The sequence below is a fragment of the Streptomyces umbrinus genome, assembly GCF_030817415.1.
Lineage (GTDB): Bacteria > Actinomycetota > Actinomycetes > Streptomycetales > Streptomycetaceae > Streptomyces > Streptomyces umbrinus_A.
In genome coordinates, this window is record NZ_JAUSZI010000002.1 from 7,192,724 (window position 1) to 7,214,523 (window position 21,800).

At 70.9% G+C, this 21,800-nt stretch carries 16 protein-coding genes; 4 read left to right on the top strand and 12 right to left on the bottom strand.

The annotated features are described in order from the left end of the window. Positions 1-80: 80 nt before the first annotated feature. Positions 81-1,016, bottom strand: a complete 936-nt coding sequence (locus QF035_RS31860; protein ID WP_307523882.1) for an ABC transporter permease — start codon at positions 1,014-1,016, stop codon at positions 81-83. A gap of 226 nt (positions 1,017-1,242) precedes the next feature. On the opposite strand from QF035_RS31860, the gene QF035_RS31865 reads away from it, so the two are divergent. Together QF035_RS31865 and QF035_RS31870 are read left to right on the top strand one after the other, a co-directional pair. Continuing rightward, the gene (locus QF035_RS31865) at positions 1,243-1,899 is read left to right on the top strand and encodes a TetR/AcrR family transcriptional regulator (RefSeq protein ID WP_269649501.1); all 657 of its coding nucleotides are present in this window, start codon (positions 1,243-1,245) and stop codon (positions 1,897-1,899) included. A gap of 241 nt (positions 1,900-2,140) precedes the next feature. Then, on the top strand, positions 2,141-2,362 hold the full coding sequence (locus QF035_RS31870; RefSeq protein WP_055517933.1) for a hypothetical protein: 222 nt from the start codon (positions 2,141-2,143) through the stop codon (positions 2,360-2,362). An 86-nt stretch (positions 2,363-2,448) separates the two neighbouring features. On the opposite strand, the gene galE is transcribed toward QF035_RS31870, so the two are convergent. The 3 genes from galE to QF035_RS31885 are packed head-to-tail and all read right to left on the bottom strand — an operon-like array spanning position 2,449 to position 6,455. Beyond that, a complete protein-coding gene (gene galE / locus QF035_RS31875; protein ID WP_307523883.1) occupies positions 2,449-3,441 on the bottom strand; it encodes a UDP-glucose 4-epimerase GalE in 993 nt (330 codons plus the stop codon). A gap of 54 nt (positions 3,442-3,495) precedes the next feature. Further along, positions 3,496-5,142: a glycosyltransferase family 2 protein gene (locus QF035_RS31880; protein WP_307523884.1), complete on the bottom strand. Its 1,647-nt coding sequence runs from the start codon at positions 5,140-5,142 to the stop codon at positions 3,496-3,498. A gap of 44 nt (positions 5,143-5,186) precedes the next feature. Then, positions 5,187-6,455, bottom strand: a complete 1,269-nt coding sequence (locus QF035_RS31885) for a glycosyltransferase 87 family protein (RefSeq protein ID WP_307531591.1) — start codon at positions 6,453-6,455, stop codon at positions 5,187-5,189. Positions 6,456-6,557: 102 nt separating this feature from the next. On the opposite strand from QF035_RS31885, the gene QF035_RS31890 reads away from it, so the two are divergent. Further along, complete coding sequence (locus tag QF035_RS31890) at positions 6,558-8,243, top strand: glycosyltransferase family 39 protein (RefSeq protein WP_307523885.1); 1,686 nt, start codon at positions 6,558-6,560, stop codon at positions 8,241-8,243. Positions 8,244-8,280: 37 nt separating this feature from the next. Here QF035_RS31890 and QF035_RS31895 read toward each other — a convergent pair whose 3' ends face one another. Then, the gene (locus QF035_RS31895; protein WP_307523886.1) at positions 8,281-8,802 is read right to left on the bottom strand and encodes a MarR family winged helix-turn-helix transcriptional regulator; all 522 of its coding nucleotides are present in this window, start codon (positions 8,800-8,802) and stop codon (positions 8,281-8,283) included. A gap of 126 nt (positions 8,803-8,928) precedes the next feature. Here QF035_RS31895 and QF035_RS31900 point away from each other — a divergent pair, with 126 nt between their 5' ends. Next, the gene (locus QF035_RS31900; protein WP_055614076.1) at positions 8,929-9,342 is read left to right on the top strand and encodes an organic hydroperoxide resistance protein; all 414 of its coding nucleotides are present in this window, start codon (positions 8,929-8,931) and stop codon (positions 9,340-9,342) included. A gap of 24 nt (positions 9,343-9,366) precedes the next feature. On the opposite strand, the gene QF035_RS31905 is transcribed toward QF035_RS31900, so the two are convergent. The 7 genes from QF035_RS31905 to QF035_RS31935 form a co-directional block, all read right to left on the bottom strand. Next, positions 9,367-10,773, bottom strand: a complete 1,407-nt coding sequence (locus QF035_RS31905; protein WP_307523887.1) for a hypothetical protein — start codon at positions 10,771-10,773, stop codon at positions 9,367-9,369. After that, a complete protein-coding gene (locus tag QF035_RS31910; protein ID WP_307523888.1) occupies positions 10,770-12,998 on the bottom strand; it encodes a bifunctional glycosyltransferase/CDP-glycerol:glycerophosphate glycerophosphotransferase in 2,229 nt (742 codons plus the stop codon). The genes QF035_RS31905 and QF035_RS31910 overlap by 4 nt, the downstream gene beginning before the upstream one ends. 53 nt (positions 12,999-13,051) lie before the next feature. Then, positions 13,052-15,223, bottom strand: a complete 2,172-nt coding sequence (locus tag QF035_RS31915; protein ID WP_307523889.1) for a bifunctional glycosyltransferase/CDP-glycerol:glycerophosphate glycerophosphotransferase — start codon at positions 15,221-15,223, stop codon at positions 13,052-13,054. A gap of 220 nt (positions 15,224-15,443) precedes the next feature. Next, positions 15,444-17,699 carry a bifunctional glycosyltransferase/CDP-glycerol:glycerophosphate glycerophosphotransferase gene (locus QF035_RS31920; RefSeq protein WP_307523890.1) on the bottom strand — a complete coding sequence of 752 codons (2,256 nt, stop codon included), beginning with the start codon at positions 17,697-17,699 and terminating at the stop codon, positions 15,444-15,446. 171 nt (positions 17,700-17,870) lie between these two features. After that, positions 17,871-18,674, bottom strand: coding sequence for a carbohydrate ABC transporter permease (locus tag QF035_RS31925; protein ID WP_266762959.1), 804 nt, complete (start codon positions 18,672-18,674; stop codon positions 17,871-17,873). 107 nt (positions 18,675-18,781) lie between these two features. Continuing rightward, positions 18,782-20,134 (bottom strand): ABC transporter permease subunit, encoded by a 1,353-nt coding sequence (locus QF035_RS31930; protein WP_373466763.1) that lies wholly within the window; start codon positions 20,132-20,134, stop codon positions 18,782-18,784. Positions 20,135-20,143: 9 nt separating this feature from the next. Next, positions 20,144-21,550 (bottom strand): ABC transporter substrate-binding protein, encoded by a 1,407-nt coding sequence (locus QF035_RS31935; protein ID WP_373466764.1) that lies wholly within the window; start codon positions 21,548-21,550, stop codon positions 20,144-20,146. Positions 21,551-21,800 lie beyond the last annotated feature (250 nt).

Sequence of the window (21,800 nt, forward strand, 5' to 3'; positions counted from 1 at the left end):
CGACGGTGGGGACGGGTTCGGTCGCGACGGTGGGGACACGGTCCGCGACGAGGGCGGAGGCGGGTGCGTTGTTGGTGGGATCAGCCACGGCCGTACGTCTCCTCAGCCTTCCAGAAGTAGATGAAGCCGCCGACGCCGGCGAGCAGCGCCCAGCCGACCGCGAGCGCCCACACGTGGTGGGGCAGCTGGCTCGCGTGGAAGGTGTCGATGAGCGCGAACCGCATGAGGTCGATGTAGACCGCGGCCGGGTTGCACTCCAGGGCGACCAGCACGATGTGCGGCATGTCCTGGTGGGCGGTGAGCACCTTGTCGATGCTCCACATGACACCGGACACGTACATCCAGGTGCGCAGCACGAACGGCATCAGCTGCGCGATGTCCGGCGTCCTGGCGCCCATCCGGGCCATGATCATCGCCACGCCCGCGTTGAACACGAACTGCAGTGCCAGGGCGGGAACGACCAGGAGCCAGGACACGCTGACGGGCACGCCGACGCAGAGCAGGATCACGAACAGCGCGGCCATCGAGAACAGCAACTGCTGGAGCTGCTGCAGCGCGTACGAGACCGGGAGCGCGGCCCGCGGGAAGTGCAGGGCGCGCACCAGGCCGAGGCTGCCGGAGATCGCCCGGGTGCCCGCCATGATCGAGCTCTGGGTGAACGTCCACACGAAGACGCCGGTGACCAGGAACGGGATGTAGTCCGGGACGCCGCGGCTCGTGCCCATGAGCTCGCCGAAGATGAAGTAGTAGACCGCCGCGTTCAGCAGGGGCGTGGCCACCTGCCAGACCTGGCCGAGCTTCGCCTGGCTGTACTGGGCGGTGAGCTTGGCGGTGGCGAACGCCGTGATGAAGTGCCTGCGAGCCCACAACTGGCGGACGTACGCGGGCAGTGAGGGGCGGGCGCCGCTGACCGTGAGGCCGTAACGGGCGGCGAGTGCCGCGGCGTCGTCGGGCAGGGCGGCCGATGCCGGCACCGGGTCGGGTGCCGGGGGCGGTGTGTGGAGGACCTGACTCACATCCGCTGCTTTCGCTCGGAGCGCGGGGCTCGTGGGAGTGGGTGTGCGAACGGGGGTGCACGAATGGGGTGTGCGAACGCTTCTTTTACGTCGCTACGGGCCCGTCTTTACCCGTACCGGGGACCCTCTTTACGTCGGGACGGAACCGTATCGTCGTCACGTGAGCGTAGGCCGATCTCACGTCGGAACGCAACCGTTTCGTCGTGACGCCCCTATGCTGATGAACATGACGACGAATGCCGACGGGACCCCGACGAACGCCGAAGGGGCCCCGGAGAGCCCGCAGCAGCCGCGCCGCCGGACTCCCGCCGGGGCGGCGGTGCTCCGGGAGGATGTGACGGAGGCCATCAGGGCGGCCGTCTTCGAGGAGCTCGCGGCCGTCGGATACGCGCGGATGTCCATCGAGGGGATCGCGCGCCGCGCGGGCGTGGGCAAGACCGCGGTGTACCGCCGGTGGCGCTCCAAGCTGCACCTGGTGCTCGACCTGGTGTCGGCGGTCGCGGTTCAGGGGCTGCCGGCACCCGACACGGGCACCCTGGAGGGCGACCTGCGCCTCCTGTACGAGGTCACGTCACGGGCCCTGCGTCACCCTGTCGCCTCGCAGATCATCCCCGACCTTCAGGCCGAGGCCGCCCGCAACCCGGACATCGCCGAGGCCATGCAGAAGGCCCTGCGGGAGGGGCAGGAGGGCGTCGCCAGCGGCATCGTCGCCGCGGCGGAGAGGCGCGGTGAGGTCCGGATGGGCATCGACGACGAGCTGGCCCTCGACCTGATCTCCGGACCGCTGTACTGGCGCTCGGTGGTGATCCGCAGTCCCAAGCTGCCCAAGGGGTACCTGGAGAGCCTGGCCCGGGCCACGGCGGTGGCGCTCAAGGCGTTGTAGGGACGGCGTAAGGGCGTCGAAGAGCGTCGAAAAGGCGCCTCCGAGTCACGAAGTCCGGGTTCACGTGCGGGTAGTGGAACTCGGCCGAGACTGGTCCCGTTCATGCCAGGGAGCCGCGTATCGTCGCAGCTCGGCCACCCTTGCGGGGTGCCCCGGCAAGGGGCGTCAACCCCGTAGCGTCCGGATCGTTGTCATCCGGGCCTCACTTTCGAGGCCCTCGGAGGCGCATACTGGACTGACGATGACGAAGCCATCCGCGCCCCGGCGCCACCTGTCCACCAGTCCCTTCAAAGCTCCGGTTGTCCCGGTCGCCAAGCACTTCGCCCTGGGTGACCGTGTTACGCACGACCAGTTCGGCCTGGGCAGGATCGTCGGCGTCGAGGAGGGCATCGCGATGCTCGTCGACTTCGGCTCCCGCCAGGCCCGTATCGTCAGCCCCTACACCCGCATGGACAAGCTCTGACGGATCCCGTCAGTACACCCGTCAGGCACTCGCCGCGGCCCCGGACGATGTCCGGCCCGCGGCGAGCGCGTTTCTGAACCCGGCCTTCAGCCTCGCCGGGCCTCGGGGTGGAGCCGTACCCACCCTTCCCAGGCCGACGTGATCATGTCGTGGACGTCGTACTTGGCCTTCCAGGCCAGTTCCGCGGCGATGCGGTCGGCGGAGGCGACGACGCGGGGCGGGTCGCCGGGGCGGCGCGGGGTGACGGCCGGGGCGAGCGTGTGGCCGGTGACCTCGTTGATCCGGTCGATCATCTCGCGGACCGAGACGCCCTCACCGCGGCCGATGTTGAGCGTCAGGTCCGTGCCGGGAGCGGCGGCCAGCCGGCGGGCGGCCGCCACATGGGCCTCCGCCAGGTCGGCGACGTGGATGTAGTCGCGGACGCAGGTGCCGTCAGGGGTCGGGTAGTCGTCGCCGAAGACGCGCGGGGGCACGCCTTCCGTGAGCTTCTCGAAGACCATGGGGATCAGGTTGAAGACGCCCGTGTCGGCCAGCTCGGGCGCCGCGGCACCCGCCACGTTGAAGTAGCGCAGGGAAGCCGTCGACAGCCCGTGGGCGCGGCCTGTGGCGCGGACCAGCCACTCGCCCGCCAGCTTGGTCTCGCCGTACGGGCTCATCGGCACACAGGGCGTCTCCTCGGTCACGAGGGCCCCTTCTCGCGCGGCGGACGGCATGCCGTACACCGCCGCGGAGGACGAGAACACGAAGGACGGCACCGCGGCGGCCGTGACCGCCTGCAGCAGGACCCGCAGTCCCTCGACGTTCTCGCGGTAGTAGTGCAGCGGCAGGTCCACGGACTCGCCGACCTGTTTCTTCGCCGCCAGGTGGACGACGCCCGTGACCGAGTGGTCCTTGAGCGCGCGGGCCACCCGCTCCCCGTCCAGGGTCGAGCCGACGACCAGTGGCACCCCGTCGGGCACGCGCTCGGCGATCCCGGTGGACAGGTCGTCGTACACCACGGCCCGTTCGCCCGCCTCGGTCAACGCACGGACGACGTGCGCCCCGATGTAGCCGGCCCCGCCGGTGATCAGCCAGGTCATGTGTCGGCCGTCCCCTCGTGTGTCGGTTCGTCTGTCGGTCGGTCGAGCCGACTGTCAGTGAAGCAAACGCCTCATTCTGCGGCGCACCACGGTGGTCATTCCACGCCAACCGGGCGCCAGCCGCAGCGCGAGCGAGCCCGCGTGGGTCGCGTACGGCTGGACGAGCAGCAGCCCGTGCCGGCCGTTCGGCACGACGGACCGGCGCAGCAGGCCCGGGCCCGCGACGGCGTGCGCGGTGGTCTCACGGCTCGTGCCGTCGTGGAAGCGCAGGCGAAGGCGCAGGTCCCAGGTGCCGGAGCCGAGCGCCGCGAGGTCGACGGCCGCCTCGGCCGTCCAGGAGTCGGTGCCCCCATGATCACCCGAGCCGTCGTCGACGGGATCGGGGTCGTCGGGCAGGAACCGGGCCGTCACCGTGAGCCCGACCGCCCCGTCGTGCCGGTTCACGAACTCGGCGTCCACGGACGCCGGCGACGCGTCCGCCATCCGCCCGTACAGCTCGTGCAGGCGCAGCCGCAGCCGGGTGGCACGCGCGCGTGGCCGCAGTTCCGCGTCGACGGCCACAGGGAGCAGGCGTACGGGCCGGAACAGCAGGTGTTCCAGAGTCACCTGGGTCAGGTCGGCGGACCAGACCGGCGTGCCGTCCGCGAGCCGCGCGTACGGCGGCCGCAGCCGGGCCGGGCGCGCCGCGACCTCCTTGACGCGGGTCAGGTCGCGGGGCTCCTCGGAGGCGGTCACGACCTGTGCGACGACCCGTCCCGGCGCCGGTGCGAGCGCGAGGTCGGCCGCGTCGAACGTCGCGAGGTACGCGCGCGTGAGGGCCCACCATTCGCGCCGGTACACGGGACCGCGCTGATCGAGCTCGCGCGCGTACATCCGCAGTGAGTGGTCGAGGAACCGCGCGCGCGTGGCCCGCGCCAGCCGCTTCTCACCGGCGGCCAGGAGGATGTCGTACGAGAGGGCGTGGGCGGTGATCCTGGACCGCCAGTTGCCGACGCCCGCCCGGTCCAGCGAGATCGACAGCCGCTCGGCGCTCCGGCGCACGTGCCAGACGTACACCGTGTCCGGGATCAGCGCGACGCGCGGACCGGCGGCGAGCACGCGCGCGGTGAAGACGAAGTCCTCGTAGGGGAAGCGTCCTTCGGGGAAGCGGATGGCGTGCTCGCGCAGGAAGTCGGTGCGGTAGAGCTTGTTGACGCACAGGGTGTCGTGGACCAGGTGGGTGCGGCGGGACGGGTGCTTCACCAGGGCGGCCTTGGCGTACAGCTCGGGCTGCCAGGGGACCTCGCGGCCGGACGGCAGCTCGCGGCGCACACAGAGACCTGCGGCGACCTCGGCCCCGCGCCCGGCGGCCGCGTCGAGGAGCGCGTCCACCGCGCCGGGCGGCAGGACGTCGTCGCTGTCCAGGAACATCACGTACGGGGCGGTGGCGGCGTCGATCCCGTCGTTGCGGGGGCTGCCGCAACCGCCGCTGTTGACCTTGCGGCGGAGCACCCTCAGGCGCGGCTCGTCGAGGGCGAGGCGGTCCAGGAGATCCGCGCTGCCGTCCGCCGAGCAGTCGTCCACGGCGATCACCTCGCGGACGGCGGGCCCCTGCGCGAGGGCCGAGCGCACCGCGTCCGTCACATGGGTGGCGTCGTCGTACCCGATGACCACGATGCACACCTGTGACTGGTGGGGAGGTATGGCTTGGATGGGTCGCATGGCTTCCACAGGGCGAAATAGTGGCTGGTGTAGGTAATTTTCCGTTAAGAGGTACTTACTGTCTCGTGGGGAAGATGACGGGAATTGTGTGAAGGTTCCGTCTCCGCTGATCGAATTCCCGCGGAGGGTGTGCCGGCGGGCCGGATTCCGGCGGTCCACAGGCGGCGGAAGGAGAGCGCCGCGGCCGCGACGAGCAGTCCGTTGCGGACGAGCATCAGCAGGGAGCCCGTCCAGGTACAGTCCATGACGTCCCTGTACAGGACGGGGTAGGCGAGGGCGCTGGCCGCCGCGGCCGCCGTGATCAGCACGGCCACCGGACGCTGCGAGGTGTGCCGCGAGGTCAGACACACGGCCGCCAGGCCGAGCAGCCACACCAGGTACTGGGGGCTGATCACCCGGCTCGTCACGGTGAACAGAAGCACGGCACAGAGCGCGGCGTCGTACGGGGTCGCAGGCGTCCAGTGCCGGGCCCGCAGGCGCCACAGCAGCATGGCCCCGAAGGCGGCGACGGTGAGCGCCAGCGACGCCGCGGCGATCGTGCTGACGTACGGTCCCGTGAACTCCATCGCCCCGTAGCGGTAGCGCACCTGCCCCGGCCAGCCGGCGTGCCGCGCGAAGGAGAGGGCCGTCCCGCCCAGCGACTCGATCTGTACGCCCCGGCCGCCCTGCTGGCGCAGGAAGTCGAAGGGGTGGCGGAAGAGCGCGGCGAGCGCGAGGAGCAGGGCGCCCGCGGTGACGGCCGCCGAGGTCCACACCTCCCTCGTCGTACGCCCCCTGGGGGTGCCGATCAGGATCAGCGCGGGCCACACCTTCACGAGAGCGCCCAGCGCGGCGAAGGCGCCGCACGCGCGCGTGGAGCGCGAAAACGTCAACAGGGCGATGACGGCAAGGGCGGTGACCTGCACGTCGTAGCGGGCGAGAGGGAGGTGCAGGAGGAGGGGGAGGCCCGCGATCCACAGGGCCGCGCCGCGCAGGCTGCGGCCCGTCCGGTTGCCCGCGCGCGTGAGGGCGACGGCGACCAGGGCGTCGGCGGCGAGCGCGAGGAGCACGAACGCCTGGAAGTACGTCAGCCCCGGCAGCAGCCCGGGGGACAACAGGACCGGGCCCGCGCCCGGCGGGTACTGCCACAGCCGGTCGCCCGAGGGGAACGTGCCGTGGGCGAGTACGCCGTACCAGCGGGCGTACAGCTCGTGCACCTCACGCGCGACACCGCCGATGCCCAGCGGGGCGTGCCCGTCCCGGGCGAGCAGCCAGAGCATCAGGGCGCGGGTGGTGAGCCAGCCGGCGGCGACGAGGAGGAGACGGGGCTTCATCCAGGGCTTCACCCGACGGATCGTAAGCCGCAAGTAGGCACATAAAGTCTGATGACGGGTCAATCACGTGCGAAAGCTGACTAATAGCACAAAATCTGGGGCATGGTCGTCAAGCGTCCGCAGGTTGCCGTCGCCGTGCTCGTACCCGTACTCGTCATGTTCGGGATCGGTCTGTGGGGAATCGATCGTGGCGGGATGTGGCGGGACGAGGCGGTCACCTTCCAGGTGGCGCGGCGCTCGCTCCCGCAGATCTGGCAGTTGCTGCACTCCGTGGACGCGGTGCACGGCCTCTACTACCTCCTCATGCACCCCGTCCTCGCCGTCCACCCCGGAGAGGTCGCCCTGCGCCTCCCCTCGCTCTGCGCGGCCGCCGCGACCGCGGGCCTGGTCGCGGCCCTGGGGGCCCGGCTCGCCCGCCCGAGGGTCGGCCTGTGGGCGGGCCTGCTGTACGCCGTGACCCCGATGGCCGGGCACTTCGCCCAGGAGGGACGTTCGTACGCGCTGGTCGCCGCCGGGGTCGCGGCATCGACGCTGCTGCTGGCGCGGGCGGTGACGGCCGACGCGGACGGGGACGGCGGCGGGGGGCAGGGTGGAAGCGGTGGCGGTGGCAGGGGCGGGGATCAGGAGGACGCGCCCGTGGGCCGGCTCGCCCGGCACGCGCGCGTGGTCGGCTGGTGCGCGTACGGAGGGGTCGTCGCCGTCACCGTCCTGCTGCACGAGTTCGCGGTACTGGTCCTGATCGCGCACGCCGCCACCCTGGCCCTCGCCCGGATGCCCCGCCGCGTGTGGCGCGACTGGGCCTGCGCCGCGGGTGCCGTACTCCTCGTCCTGCTTCCGCTGGCCCTGATCTCCAGCGGCCAGGCGGAGCAGGTCGCCTGGCTCCGGCCCCCGGGCGGGGGCACCGTCGAACGCCTGCTGCGCTCCTTCACGGGTCCGACCATGCTGGTCCTCGGCCCGTATCTGCTGCTGATCGCCCTCGCCCTGCGCCACCCGTTCACCCCGCCCGCCCGCCGCGGCGAACTCTCCGTCCCCACGGTCGCCCTGCCGCTGCTGCTCCTCCCGCCCGCGGTCCTCATCGTGGTCTCGCGCCACTGGCCGCTCTACGACGACCGCTATGTGCTGTACGCGCTCGCCGGGGCGCCCTTGCTGGCGGCGGCGGGGGCGGAACGGCTGGTCCTGGCGGCACGCCGGGCGGGGCTTGCGCGGTGTGAGACCGAGGGCCTGATGCGGGGCTCGGGCGGCGCTCCCGATTCCGCTCCCGATTCCGATCCAGCTCTCGTACGGGGCGTCCGTGTGCCGTACGCCGCCACGCTGGTCGGCGTACTGGCCATCACCCTCGCCTTCGTCTCACAGCTCCCCGTCCTCCGTGAGGACCGGGACCCAGCCCGCCGCCCCGACAACCTCGCCGTCGTCTCGGCCGCGGCCGCCCAGCGGATGAGCCCCGGCGACCCCGTGCTCTTCCTGCCGTCGCTCGGCAGGCGCTCCGCGCTGGCGTACCCGAAGGGGTTCCAGGGCACGCGGGACATCGCGCTGGAGGAGCCCGCACCTGTCTCCGGCACGCTCTACGGGCGCGAGACCGGCCCGGACGAGCTGCGCCGCAGACTCGCCGGCCTGGACCGCGTGTGGGTGGTCGCCGAGCCGTACGCGCTGAAGTCGGCCTGGTTTCCGAGCGAGCCGACCGAGCGGGTCAAACTCACCGTCGTGGGCGAGGAGTTCGTGCCGCGGGCGGAGTTCGTACGGAAGGGGTCGATTCTGCGGCTGTATGTGCGGAGGGCTCCGACGATGTGAGGGGGCAGGGCAGGGGCCGGGGGCGGGTGGGCGGTGGTTACGCGCCGCAGCCCGGGGTCTCGTCCAGGGCCGCCGCGTCCAGCGCGTTCGTGAGCTTGTCGAGCCGGGCGCGCAGTTCGAGGATCTCGTCCAGTTCGAAGGTCGTCGCGGCGGCGATCCGGCGCGGTACGCGCAGCGCCTGCTCGCGCATGGCCGTGCCCACGTCCGTGAGTCCGACCACCACGGACCGCTCGTCGCGCGCACTGCGCTCACGCCGTACGAGGCCTGCCGCCTCCAGTCGCTTCAGCAGCGGCGACAGCGTGCCGGAGTCGAGCCGCAGGTGCTCGCCGACCTTCTTCACGGGCAGCTCGCCGTGCTCCCACAGGACGAGCATGACCAGGTACTGGGGGTACGTGAGCCCCAGGTCCTTCAGCACGACCCGGTACACGCCGCCGAAGGCGCGGGAGGCGGCGTTCAGGGAGAAGCAGATCTGCTGGTCGAGGCGGAGGAAGTCCTCGTCCCGTACGGAGTGCTGCACGGGGTGCTGTACGGCGGGGTCGGGTGCGGGCGTCGTGGTCATGACTCCAGGATACCTCCCGTGCGTCATTTAGTTGTGCACAACTGAATTGTGTGCTCTACTTGTGGTCGTGAGGGGGGCCGGTCAAGGCCCGCCGATACGACGTTGACCCTGAGAGGGATGGTTTTCATGGACGCGCTCTACACCGCTGTCGCCACCGCCACCCACGGCCGTGACGGCCGGGCCTACAGCTCCGACGGCAAGCTCGACCTGGAGCTCGGCATACCGGTGGAGATGGGCGGCAACGGTCAGGGCACGAACCCGGAGCAGTTGTTCGCTGCCGGTTACTCCGCCTGTTTCGCCAGTGCGCTCGGGCTGGTCGGGCGTGCGGCGAAGGTCGATGTCAGTGACGCGGCGGTGACCGCCGAGGTCGGTATCGGCAAGCAGGGGGAGGGCTTCGCCCTCGCTGTCACGCTGCGGGTGGAGCTGCCCGAGTCCGTGGACGCCGAGACCGGCCGCAAGCTGATCGAGCAGGCCCACCAGGTGTGCCCCTACTCGAACGCGACCCGGGGCAACATTCCGGTCGAGCTCGTCGTCGAGTAGTAGCTTTCCTCGCCCCCGCCGCCCTTACCCGTCCCGTCCCTGGGGGCTGCCGCCCCCGGACCCCCGCTGATCGGCCTGAACGGCCTCGTCCTCAAACGCCGGACGGGCTGAAATGTCGGCCCGGGCCGCAATGTACTCAGCCTCTCCGGCGTTTGAGGAGCGGGGGTTCGGGGGCTGGCCCCCGAGTAGTGACGGGAATGGGTAGGGGCGGCGGGGGCGAGAAAACTCCGCCAGCAGCAACGGCACCCCCACCACCGGCACCAGCCACACCATCACCATCAACCGGTCGATGCCGATGTCGGGATGGGCGGCGATGCTCAGGACGCCGGTGCCCGCCGCGGCGGCGAGGAGCACGCCGAAGGCGGGCCACCGCCGAAGCGCCCCCCACCCGCCGGCGACCAGCAACGCCAGGAACAACGGCTCGGCCAACTGCCGCCGCAGCCACTCCATCCAGAAGTTGAGCTCCAGGTGGAGGAACTCCCACCACGCCCGCTCCCGGTCCGGCCGGTTGAAGTGGTCGGTGAGGAGGTCCTGGAGACTGTCGGACTCAGAGGGGTAGGGGAGCAGCCGGGTCAGGAGCATGACGCCCACGGCCGCCCCCACCGTCACCTTCAGCAGCGTCTTCACGGCGTCACCCACCGGCCGCCCCGCCCGCCTCCGGTGGAGGCCAATCACCCCGAGCCCCCCGGCCAGACACACCGACAGGAACAGCGCCTGCGAGTGCTTCACGGCGAACAGCAGCGCCAGCGAGACACCGACCAGCCCGGCGGCACCCGCCCGCCCCCGCAGCACCAGCGCACACCCCCACAGCACAGCGAGCGTGAGCGCCATCATCGTGCCCTCGGTCATGGGCCGCATCGCGGTCGCACCGGTCGGCAGGACGTAGTACAGGGTCTGCCCGGTCAGCGCCAGACCCACCGGCACGCCCACGGTCCGCAGGACGAGGAACACGAGCGCGCCCCCGGCCGCCGCGACGCACACCCCCGCCGCCCACAGCCCCCACGTCACCCCGAGCACCGTCACGAACGGCACGAGCAGCAGCGGATACCCGGGCCGCACCTCGAAGATCCGCATGAACCGCTCGCTCATGAAGGGCGCCGTCCACCCGGACGTCTGCCCGGCCTCCAACCGCCGCCCGATGCTCCAGTCGTAGTAGCCCCGGCACTCGTCCCGGATCTCCGGCCCCGGATCGGGAGCCCGGAAGCGCCGCACGTCCACACTGTGGTTCCGCGACGCGGTCTCGGCCCGGCTCGCGCACACGTACGCGATCGTGCGCCCCGCCGCCTCCTCCTTGTCCGCCCCGCCCAGACTCAGCGCGTACGACAGGTAGTTGCGGCTGTCGGGCGTGTCCCGTCCGGTGACGTTGGCGAGCTGGAGGCAGCCGAAGAGGGCGGCGAGGAACAGCGCCCACGCGGCGGGCCGAGCGTTCACGAGCGGGCCAGCTGCTCGCTCGGGACGCCGGGCGCGGGGACCGTGGGCGGCACGGCGGCCAGGTCCTCGCCGAGCATCAGCAACCGTACGACCCGCTCCGACGCCCGCCCGTCGTCGTAACCGCCGAACCGCTCCCGGAAGGCCTCCCGCAGTCGCGCAGACTCCTCGTCCCGCCACGCGCCCGACGCGAACAGCCGCGCCAACTCGCCCTCGTCGCACGTCACATGACCCGGGGGCCGCTCGGTCACGTCGAAGTACGTGCCGCGTCCGGCGAGGTAGGTGTCCCAGTCGTAGGCGTGCAGGACGATCGGCCGGTCGAGGTGGGCGTAGTCGAACATCAGGGACGAGTAGTCGGTGACCAGCGCGTCGGAGGCGAGCATCAGGTCCTCGACGCTCGGCTCGTCGGTGACGTCCAGGAGCACACCCCGCCGCGCCAAATCCTTGAGCTCCAGGCCGCGTTCATGGCGCTGGGCCAGTGACGGGTGGAGGCGGACCGCCAGCACGTGGTCGCCGGGCAGCCCCGCCACCAGACGTTCCAGGTCGCAGTCGGGCGCGTAACCGCCCTGACGGTGGTCGCGGTTGGTCGGCGCGTACAGGATGAGGGTCCGGTCGTCGCCGACGTCCAGCCGCTGCCGTACGGACTCACGCCGGCCCGGCTCCGGCCTGACCAGGCAGTCGTTGCGCGGGCTGCCCGAGCGCAGGGACACGAAGTCGCAGGGGTACGCGCGGTCCCAGACCAGCTCCGAGTGCGCGTTCGCGACCAGGCTGTAGTCCCAGCGGTCGGCGCGCCGCAGCATCTTCGGGACACTGAAACCCCGTCGCGCGCCCGGGTACTTGAGCAGGTCCGCGCCCATCGACTTGAGCGGCGTGCCCTGGTGGGTGTGGATGTGCACCGCGCCCTCGCGCTTCACCAGGTCGTTCGCCCAATTCATGTTGTTGATCAGGTACTTGGCCCTCGCCGTCACCTTCCGGTATGCCCGGCTGCCCGGCAGGACGTGCTCGACGTCCGGCGGCAGCGTGTCCACGTACTCCTTCCCGACCACCCACACGCCCCGGACGTGCGGGGCGATCTCCCGCGCCTTGCGGTGGATCGCGGCCGGGTCACCGAGGACGCCCCGGTGCGAGAAGGCCGAGTACACGGCCAGGTTGGGATCGAGCGCGCGCCGCAGCACCAGCCGCCGGTGCGTCGCGAGCAGCACCCTGCGCAGCCGTCGGCGCCAGACCCGGTAGCGCCTGCGCAGGCCCGCCCGCCGCACGGCGGCCGCGCGGTGCAGGCCGTAGAGGGCGTACGGGGTCCGGGCGAGCAGCGTGAAGGACACCCGCGGGATGTCCGCGCCGAGCCGGTGCCCGTCCGGCCGGTACGCCCGCAGGTCCCGCGCCGCCCGCCGGTGGAACTCGGAGCGGGCCGACGGCGGTACGCGGTCCTGCTGGCGGAGGATGAAGAGGTAGTGGTCCGCCATGTGGTCGTAGAGGAACCCGCGCCACCGCTCCAACTCCGGCCGCTCGGCGATGAACCGGAACAGCCGCTCGTACTGCGCGAACACCTCGAAGTGCTCCCGGCTCGGCGTGCGCATCGCGTTGCCCTGGCGGCGCTGCCGGTAGTACACGCAGATCCGGTCGACGAGCGTGATCGTGCGGGCCGTCCACAGTGTCTGGTAGACGACCACCGCGTCCTCGTAGAAGCCGGTGGGGAAGGCGAAACCGCCCTCACGGAAGAAGTCGAGTCGGTACGCCTTGTTCCAGACGACCGTGAACAGGTCGAGCAGATCGGGGCGTTCGGCGACCGTGAACACCTCGGGGCCCGCCGCCTCGAAGACCGCCGCGTCCCGGTTGCGCTTCACCGCGCCGTGCCATTGCGTGCGCGCGTAGTCGAACAGGACGATGTCCGGCCGCGAGGTCGCGTCGATGCGCTCGGCGATCGCCCGCAGGGTTCCCGGCGTGTAGCTGTCGTCGCTGTCGAGGAACAGCAGGTACTCGCCCCGCGCCAGCTTCGCGCCGTGGTTGCGGGCCGGGCCGATACCGCCGTTGACGGGCAGATGAACCGGCACGACCCGCTCGTCGCGGGCCGCGAACTCGTCGATGATCGCCGAACTCCCGTCCGGGGAGCAGTCGTTGACGACGATCAGCTCGAAGTCGCCGTACGACTGGTCGAGGACCGACTCCAGGCATACGCGCAGATAGCCCTGCACGTTGTGGACGGGCACGACGATGCTGAAGCGGGGCATGGCACCTCCAGGTCCGGGAACCGGCGGGGATTGCGGGGGACGTGACGGCGGCATCAGAGGGCCGGCGTGCGGGACCGTGAGCCGCCGCCGCTGACGACCGCCGGTCTCGCCGCCGCGGGAACGGGGAGGCGCTCGTGCAACGGCACCACCGGCGGCAGCTCCTCCTCGGCCTGCCCCAGCAGCACCCGCCGTACGACCCGCTCGGCGGCCCGCCCGTCGTCGAACCGGCAGAAGCGCTCCCGGAACCGGTCCCGCAGCCCGGCGGACCGCTCGTCCGCCCACGCGCCCGTCGTGAAGACCCGGATCAACTCGTCCTGTGTACGGGCGACATGGCCGGGCGGCTCGGCCAGCAGGTCGAAGTAGACACCCCGGGTGTCCCGGTAGACGTCCCAGTCGTCGGCGTAGGTGACGATCGGCCGGTCCAGGTTGGCGTAGTCGAACATGATCGACGAGTAGTCCGTGATCAGGGCGTCCGAGGCCAGACAGATGTCCTCGGTCTCGCGCGATGCCGTGACGTCGATCAACCGGCCGGAGGCGACGGCCTGTTGGAGATCCGCGTCACCCTCCAGGAAGTAGTGCGCCCGCAGCAGCACCACGAACTCCGGTCCCAGCTCCGCACAGAAACGGGCCAGGTCGAACTGGGCAGACGCATCGCGCGGATAGTCGCGGTACGTCGGCGCGTACAGCAGCGCCACCCGGTCCTCCGGGATGCCGAGCCGCTCGCGGATCGCGGTGACCTCGGCCGGATCCGCCGTGTAGAAGCGGTCGTTGCGCGGATAGCCGTACTCCAGGTGCGTGAAGCCGCTGGGGTAGGCGCCCGACCAGACCTCCGTGGAATGGGAGTTGGAGGAGAGGGAGTAGTCCCAGCGGTCCACGCGCTCCATCAGCCGGCCGAAGCTTCCGGTGGCCGCTGCGACGGCCCGGTACTCGATCTGGTCGACGCCCATCCGCTTCAGCGGCGTTCCGTGGTGCGTCTGGACGTGCACGGACCCGGGGCGTTTGACCATGGCCGTTTCGAAGTTGACGTTGTTGAACGTGTACTTGGCCCGCGCCATCACCTCCCAGTAGCGCCTGCTCCCGATCACCACGCTCTCCACGTCCTCGGGCATGTTCGCCGCGTCCTGCTCCCGCACCAGGAACACCGACCTGATGTGCGGGGCGAGTTCGCGTGCCTTGCGGTGGATGGCGGCCGGGTTGCAGGCGTAGCCGCGGCCCCAGTAGGCGGCGTAGACGGCGAGGTTCTCGTCGAGGGGCCTGCGGAGGTATCGCCGGTACGGGCCGCGGGGTCGGCCGCGGCGCCATCTGCGGGCGGCGCGGGTCGCGAACGCACGGGCCTGCTCCGACCGTCGATCTGCACCGAGGAGCGCGCGGAACGTGGCGTACGCGCCGTGCGCCAGCAGCCGGTTGCGCAGCCCCTTGGCGCGGTGGCCGCGCGGGCGGTGGCGGCGGTAGAGCCTGCCGGCGCGGCGGAAGAAGGCCCTGCGGCAGGACGTGGCCGCCGTGTCGAGAACCTCGGCGAAGAGATGGTCGAAGAGGGCGCGCGATGTGTCCTGGTCCAGGTCCTGTTCGGCTGCCCGCCTCAGTACCAGCTCCACCTGGTCGAGGAGTTGGCGCTGTGCGTCGGGTGTCGTGCGGCCGCCGCTGCCGCTGGGGCGCCGCTCATGACGTCGTACGCAGACGGTGTCCAGCGCGGCTGTCCTCCCGGCCGCGAGGGTCACCAGTCCGGACCAGCCGATGTCCGTGAAGTGGCCTTCCGGGAAGTCGAGTCGGTGATCGGCGAGGAACGCCCTTCGGTAGGCCGTCGCCCAGACCGGTCGCCGTACGTCCGTGGGGTCGCCGTCGTCGCCCCGTTCCGCCATCGGTTCGCCCACCCACCACGGCACGCGCTCGTGGGCGAGGTACAGGACGTCCACGTCGCCGGTTTCCCGGAGCCGGGCGTCCATCGCGGCGAGTGCTCCCGCCGTCAGCACGTCGGTCGCGTTCAGGAAGAGCAGGTAGGTGCCGGTGGCCGCGTGCATGCCTGCGGCGCGTGAGCCGGTGGGGTGGGTGACGCGGGGGTCTTTGTCGGCGTACTCCCCGGTGACGGTCGCCGCCGGGGAGTCGGGTGTGTCGCAGGCCGTGATCAGTTCGAAGTCGGTGAACGACTGGGTCACGACCGAGTCGAGGGCGGTGGGGAGGCGCCCCGCGAGGCCTTGTGCGGTGACGATGACGCTGAAGCGGGGCATGTGGTGCGGGGCTCTTTCTGTGACGGGGGGTGGGTGGGGTTCGGGTGGTGTGTCGCCTGCGGGTGAGTGGGGGCTTGTCGCGCAGTTCCCCGCGCCCCTTGAAGGCAGGGGCTACCGCCCCCAAAGACGAAAGACAGGGGCGCAGCCCCGTCTTTCAGGGGCGCGGGGAACTGCGCGACAAGCCCCCACCGGGCCCGCACCCGACAACCGGGCCCGCGCCCTAGAGACAAGGGGCCTGGCCCGCCGGCGTAGGGACGGTGGCCAGCGGTGACGTGATGGACTGGTCCGCCGCCGACCGGGCGGGATTGCGCGCGGAGAGCGGGATCACCGCCGGCAACCCCGACGTCTCGCCCAGCACAACGTGGCGAACGACCCGCTCGGCCGCATGCCCGTCGTCGTACGGGCAGAAGCGGTCCCGGAACGCCGACCGGAGCTGCGTGGAGCGCGACCCGCGCCAGTGGCCCGTCGCGAAGATGTCGATCAGCTCGTCCTCGCTGCGCGCCACCGCACCGGGCGGGAACGCGCGCAGGTCGAAATACGTCCCGCGGGCCGCCTCGTACGCCTCCCAGTCGTCCGCGTGGATCACGATCGGCCGGTCGAGGCCCGCGTAGTCGAACATCAGCGAGGAGTAGTCGGTGATCAGCGCGTCCGAGGCGAGGCACAGGGACTCGATGCTCGGGTGGTCCGACACGTCGATGAGTCGGCCGCCGCTGCGCGCGAGCGGAGCCCCGTACGCGTGGTGCGCGCGGGCCAGCAGGACGAAGCGCGGGCCGAGTTGGCGCAGCACCCGCTCCAGGTCGAGCGCGGTGCGCTGGGCGCGCTGGTAGTCGCGGTGCGTGGGCGCGTACAGCACGGCGACCGCGCCCTCGGGGATGCCGAGGTTCTCGCGCAGCCGGGCCACGTCGGCCGAACTCGCCTGCTGGAACCGGTCGTTGCGCGGCTGGCCGTACTCCAGTGTCGTGTAGCCGGACGGGAAGACGCGCTCCCAGACGAGTGTGGAGTGGCGGTTGGCGGACAGGCAGTAGTCCCACTGGTCGGCGCCGCGCAGCAGGTCGGTGAAGTCCGTGCCGCGGGCCGCCGCCGGGTGCTCCTGGAGGTCCAGGCCCATGTGCTTGAGCGGTGTGCCGTGCTGCGTCTGGACGAGGATCTGGCCGGGGCGCTTGACCAGCCGGCGGTCGAAGTCGGCGTTGTTCACCAGGTACTTGGAGCGGGCGAGAGCCGTCCAGTACGCGGCGGTGCCCGGAGTCAGCCTGCGCGTCGCCGTCGGGATCGTGTGGTGGAACTCGGGGCGCGCGATCCACGCGGTGCTCACGTCCGGCGCGTACGTCCGGAACGCGGACTCCAGTGCCCCCGGGTTGCAGCCGTGGCCGCGGCCGCCGTGGCTGGTGAACACGGCCTGGTCGGCCCGGACGGGAAGCCGGAGCTGGACCTTGTAGTGCAGCCGGAGTGCGGCCGTGCGCAGGGTCCGGGCCAGTGCGCCGGTGAGGCGCGTGACGCCTCGCTGGAGCCGCACCGCCGCCCACAGCGCACGGTAGGTGCGGTGACTGCCCAGGCGGACCAGCGCGTGCCGCAGCCCGTTCTCGGACGGGACGTCGGCGGCCCGTACGCGGTAACGGACGTAGTGGGCACGGGCATTGCGCAGGAACAGGGCGCGGGAGCCGTGCGGCACCCGGTCGCGTTTGAGGAACACGGCCGACAGGTGGTCGACCATGCGGTGGAACAGGACCGGGCGCCAGTGCGCCAGTTCGGGGTGGGCGTCGAGGTGCGCGAAGACCCGGTCGTACTGGTCGAAGATGTCGAAGTGCTTGTTGCTGACCGTGCCGAGGATGTTCCCCCGGCGGCGCTGGCGGTAGTGGACGCAGACGCGGTCGAGCGTCGCGATCGTCCCGGCGGCCATCAGGACCGGGGACGTCCAGGGGGTGTCCTCGTAGTAGCCGGGCGGGAAGGCGAAGCCCTCCCCGGCGACGAACTCCCGGCGGTACGCCTTGTTCCACACGACCATGAGGACCTTCAGCAGCCCGGGACGGTCGTCGAGCCGGAACGGCGCCGGCGCGTCCTCGGTGAGCTGGCCCGCCTGTACGTTGCGGACCGTCTCGCCCGACCAGAAGGTGCGCGCGTAGTCGTAGACCAGGACGTCCGGGTCGCCGGTCTCCTTGATGCGGTCGGCGATGGCCCGCAGTGCGTCCGGGGTGAGGGTGTCGTCGCCGTCCAGGAAGATCAGGTAGTCGCCGGTCGTGTACCGCATACCGGCGTTGCGGGCCCGGCCGAGGCCCACGTTCTCCTTGAGGTGGACGGCCCGCACACGGGGGTCGGCGGCCGCGAACTCGTCGATGATCGCGCCGCAGGCGTCGGGTGAGCAGTCGTCCACCGCGATCAACTCGAGGTCGGTGAAGGACTGTTCGAGGACGGATGCCATGCACTCGTGCAGATATGCCTGCACCTGGTACGCGGGGACAATGACACTGAACCGGGGCAAGGGACATCCTTGTGTCGGCGCGGGCATACTGCCCGGAAACGGCCGAAGGGGTTACCGGGTTACGCCGGATGCGGCATGTGGGGGACCCCGGGTGAACGCGAAGGGGCGGACCGATGGCGGCCCGCCCCTCGCGATGTGTACTCCGGGTGCCCGACCCGGATGTCCCGGACGCTACTTCACCGCGCCCGCCATCACACCGGACACGAACTGCCGCTGGAACGCGAAGAACACGGCCAGCGGGATGACCATCGAGATGAACGCGCCGGGCGCCAGCGTCTCGATGTTGCCGGAGAACTGACGGGTCTGCTGGGTCAGGGCGACCGTCAGCGGCCGTGAGTCGGAGTCCGAGAAGACCAGTGCCACCAGCATGTCGTTCCACACCCACAGGAACTGGAAGATGCCGAGCGACGCGATCGCGGGCCCGCCGAGCGGCAGGACCACGGTGGTGAACAGGCGGGTCTCGCTCGCGCCGTCGAGCCGTGCGGCCTCCAGGAGTTCACGGGGGATCTCCGCGAAGAAGTTCCGCAGCAGGAAGATCGCGAACGGCAGGCCGAAGCCCACGTGGAACACGACGACACCGATGATGGTGCCGAAGATCCCGAGGTCGCCGAAGAGTTCGGACATCGGGATCAGGGCGATCTGCACCGGCACCACGAGCAGCGCCACCACGGCCAGGAACCACCAGTCGCGGCCCTTGAAGTCCATCCAGGCGAAGGCGTATCCGGCCATGGCCCCGATGACGATGACCAGGACGGTGGCCGGCACGGTGATCCAGATCGTGTTGAGCAGGGAGTCGGTGATCTCCTCCTTGCCGAGCAGGGTCGAGTAACTCTCGGTGGTGAGCTGGGCCGGCTTGCTGAAGACCGTCCACCAGCCGGAGTCGGCGATGTCGGTCGGGTCACGGAACGACGAGGCGAGCAGTCCCACCGTCGGCGTCACCCAGAGCAGTGCGACCAGGATGAGGAAGACCCGCATCACACCGCCGGTCGCGCCGCTCGCCAGCCTGGAGACGAGCGACCGCTCGGGCGGACCGGCCGCTTCCGATGTCTCCGGCGGGGCTTTCAGAGGTACGGAGGGTGCGGTCACCGTCGGCGCTCCCTTCGCAGTCGGCGGATGTTGACGATCATCACCGGCATGACGAGCAGCAGCAGGACCACACCGATCGCACTGGCGAGGCCGAGGTCTCCGCCACCGCCGGTGTACGAGTTGTAGAGCTGCAGGGCCAGGACGTTGGCCTCGTCCTGGGTGGGCTGCGGGGCGATGATGTAGATCAGGTCGAAGATCTTCATCACGTTGATCATCAGCGTGATCAGCACGACCACGAGGACCGGAGCGAGCAGAGGGACCGTGACCCTGCGGAACACCTGCCACTCGTTGGCCCCGTCGACCCGGGCCGCCTCCAGGAGGTTGCGGTCCACTCCGGCGAGACCCGCCGCGATGAGCACCATCGCGAAGCCCGCCCACATCCACGCGTACGAACCGATGATGGCCGGTGTGATCAGGCTCGGGCCGAGCCAGTCGACGCCGTTGTAGGGCGCCGCGAAGTTCGAGGACGGCAGGCGCAGTTGGGCGCCGTCGGCGGAGGCCGGCAGCGTGAACGTACCGTCGTCGCCCGCCTTCGTGGAGGCCACGACCCTGCCGTCCTTGACCGCCTCGACCTTGATGCCGGGCAGGGCCTTCTCACCCGCGTCGATGGCGCCCTTCTCGCCGCCGCCGCCCAGTTTGAAGTCCAGCCAGACCGTGCCGGACACCCCGTCGCCCGAGGCCTGGGCGGGCTTGGCGTCCCCGGGGCTGCCGGGCACCTTGTTCGGGGCGATGCCGACCAGCGGGATCAGGGCCGGGGAGCCCGCGCTCACTGTGCCCGTGGAGGTGAAGGAGCCCCCGCCGGACGCCTTGAGGTCGCTCTCGGTCGACGGGCGCGCCTTCGGATAGACCGACGACTCGGCGAAGGTGTCGTGCACGCCCACCACCACGGCGTTCGCCACACCCTGGTCGGGGTCCGCCTCGTACACGAGCCGGAAGATGATGCCCGCGGCCAGCATCGAGATGGCCATCGGCATGAAGATGATGAGCTTGAACGCCGTTGCCCAGCGCACTCGTTCGGTCAGCACGGCGAAGATCAGGCCGAGCCCGGTGACCAGCGCCGGGGCGACCGCCACCCAGATCGCGGTGTTCTTGACCGCGGTGAACGTGGCGTCGTCCGTGAAGATGTCGCCGTAGTTGCCCAGCCCCACGAAGCCCGAACCGTCGGCGTTGTAGAGACTGCGCCAGACCGAGTACCCGATCGGGTAGACCACGAGCGCGCCGAGCAGCACGATCGCGGGCAGCAGGAACAGACCCACCACCCACGCTCGGGTGCCCATCACACTCTTGCGTTTTCCGGCGGGGGGCACCGGACCTGCCGGGCCCCCCGCCGTCGCCACCTGCGACGACATGGGCTGCCGTCAGCCCTTGTACGCCTTGGCGGCGGCCGCTTCGAGCGCCTGCTGCGCGCCCTCGACGTCCGAGGGGGTCTTCAGGAAGTCCTGCAGCCCCTTCCACTCGCCCTGTCCCTGGGTGCCACCGAAGGCGGCGGGCGCCTGGTCGGACATGTCGAAGCGGAAGTCGTCGCCCGCGTCCAGCAGCGCCTTGGCGATGTCTCCGGCCACGGCGTCCTTGTAACTCTTCAGGTCCATCTCCTTGTTGGGGGAGATGATGCCGCCCTGCGCCGCCCACAGCTCGGCCGCGTCGGTCGAGGCGAGGAAGGTGATCAGGGCCTGCGAGGCCTTGTCGTCCTTGAGGATCACGGCCACGTCACCACCGCTGACCACCGGCGACTCGTCGCCGACCGCCGGGAACGGGAAGACCTTGGCGTCCGTGCCGATCTTGGCCTTCGTGTCGGCGTTGATGTTCGCCGCCACGAAGTCGCCCTCGTAGACCATCGCGGCCGGGGTGTCGCCCGAGAAGGTGTTCGTCACCGACTTGGGGAACTCGGTGCGCAGCGCGCCGGCCCTGCCGCCCGCGATCAGGTCGTCCTTGCCCCACAGCTGGGCCAGCGTGGTCAGGGCCTCCTTGACGGAGGGGTCCGTCCACTTGATCTCGTGCTTCGCCAGCTGGTCGTACTTCTCCGGGCCCGCCTGCGAGAGATAGATGTTCTCGAACCAGTCGGTGAGGGTCCAGCCGTCCTGTCCGCCGATGGACACCGCGGGCGAACCGGCGTCCGACAGCGTTTGAGCGGTCTGGACGAACTCGTCCCAGGTCTTGGGTTCCGCGGTGATCCCGGCCGCCTCGAACGCGGCCGTGTTGTACCAGACCAGGGACTTGTTGGCGGCCTTCGCGTAGACGCCGTACTGCTTGCCCTTGTAGGCGCCCAGGTCCTTCCAGCCCGCCGAGAAGTTCTTGTCGATCTGCGCCTGTGCCTCGGCGCCGAGGGGCTTGACCCAGCCCTTGTCGACGAACTGGTGCAGCACACCGACCTGCGGCAGGAACGCCACGTTCGGCGGCTTGCCGCCCTGGATCTTCGTGCCCAGGAAGGTGGACGTGTTGTTGCCGGTCGGTACGAAGCTGACCTCCGCGCCCGTCCGCTTCTCGAACTCGTCCAGGACCTTGGTGAAGTTGTCCTGCTCAGGGCCGGTCCAGACGGCCGCGACCTCCAGCTTCTGGCCGTCGAGCTTGGGGAGCTCGACACTGGCGGCGCTGCCGCTGGTCTCGCTTCCCCCGCCTCCTTCGTCGCTCTTGTCGTCGTCACCGCCGCATGCCGTGAGCGTGAGCGCCATCGCCCCCGCGACGACGGCGGCCGCGGTTCGAGCGGTCCTGCTCATCTTGTGCGACTTGTTGTGCGGCCTGTGTGTACGAAGAGTGTTGCTGCGCATGACTTGCCCCGTTCTTCGTCGAACGTCCGAGCGCTGTCCCGTGCGCTCTTGGTCTACGCCCGTGCGCTTGGGGGCGGCAAGAGCGCCTGCGCTGTCAAGACCGTGATCGTAACCGCGTCGTGACGTGGGGACTTGGGGCCACGCCCCGGACTCCGTGGGGGTGCGTTGTCGGGTGCGGGCCCGGCGGTGGCTGATCGCGCAGTTCCCCGCGCCCCTATTCAGGGGCGCGGGGAACTGCGCAACGGGGGTT

Bases quoted from the DNA above. Each gene is read 5' to 3' on its own strand.
- galE (WP_307523883.1), bottom strand. From the start codon at position 3,441: ATGACCTGGCTGATCACCGGCGGGGCCGGCTACATCGGGGCGCACGTC.
- QF035_RS31900 (WP_055614076.1), top strand. From the start codon at position 8,929: ATGGACGCGCTCTACACCGCTGTCGCCACCGCCACCCACGGCCGTGAC.
- QF035_RS31925 (WP_266762959.1), bottom strand. From the start codon at position 18,674: ATGCGGGTCTTCCTCATCCTGGTCGCACTGCTCTGGGTGACGCCGACG.
- QF035_RS31915 (WP_307523889.1), bottom strand. From the start codon at position 15,223: ATGCCCCGCTTCAGCGTCATCGTCACCGCACAAGGCCTCGCGGGGCGC.
- QF035_RS31870 (WP_055517933.1), top strand. From the start codon at position 2,141: ATGACGAAGCCATCCGCGCCCCGGCGCCACCTGTCCACCAGTCCCTTC.
- QF035_RS31930 (WP_373466763.1), bottom strand. From the start codon at position 20,134: ATGTCGTCGCAGGTGGCGACGGCGGGGGGCCCGGCAGGTCCGGTGCCC.
- QF035_RS31890 (WP_307523885.1), top strand. From the start codon at position 6,558: ATGGTCGTCAAGCGTCCGCAGGTTGCCGTCGCCGTGCTCGTACCCGTA.
- QF035_RS31935 (WP_373466764.1), bottom strand. From the start codon at position 21,550: ATGCGCAGCAACACTCTTCGTACACACAGGCCGCACAACAAGTCGCAC.
- QF035_RS31910 (WP_307523888.1), bottom strand. From the start codon at position 12,998: ATGCCCCGCTTCAGCATCGTCGTGCCCGTCCACAACGTGCAGGGCTAT.
- QF035_RS31885 (WP_307531591.1), bottom strand. From the start codon at position 6,455: ATGAAGCCCCGTCTCCTCCTCGTCGCCGCCGGCTGGCTCACCACCCGC.
- QF035_RS31880 (WP_307523884.1), bottom strand. From the start codon at position 5,142: ATGCGACCCATCCAAGCCATACCTCCCCACCAGTCACAGGTGTGCATC.
- QF035_RS31895 (WP_307523886.1), bottom strand. From the start codon at position 8,802: ATGACCACGACGCCCGCACCCGACCCCGCCGTACAGCACCCCGTGCAG.
- QF035_RS31865 (WP_269649501.1), top strand. From the start codon at position 1,243: ATGACGACGAATGCCGACGGGACCCCGACGAACGCCGAAGGGGCCCCG.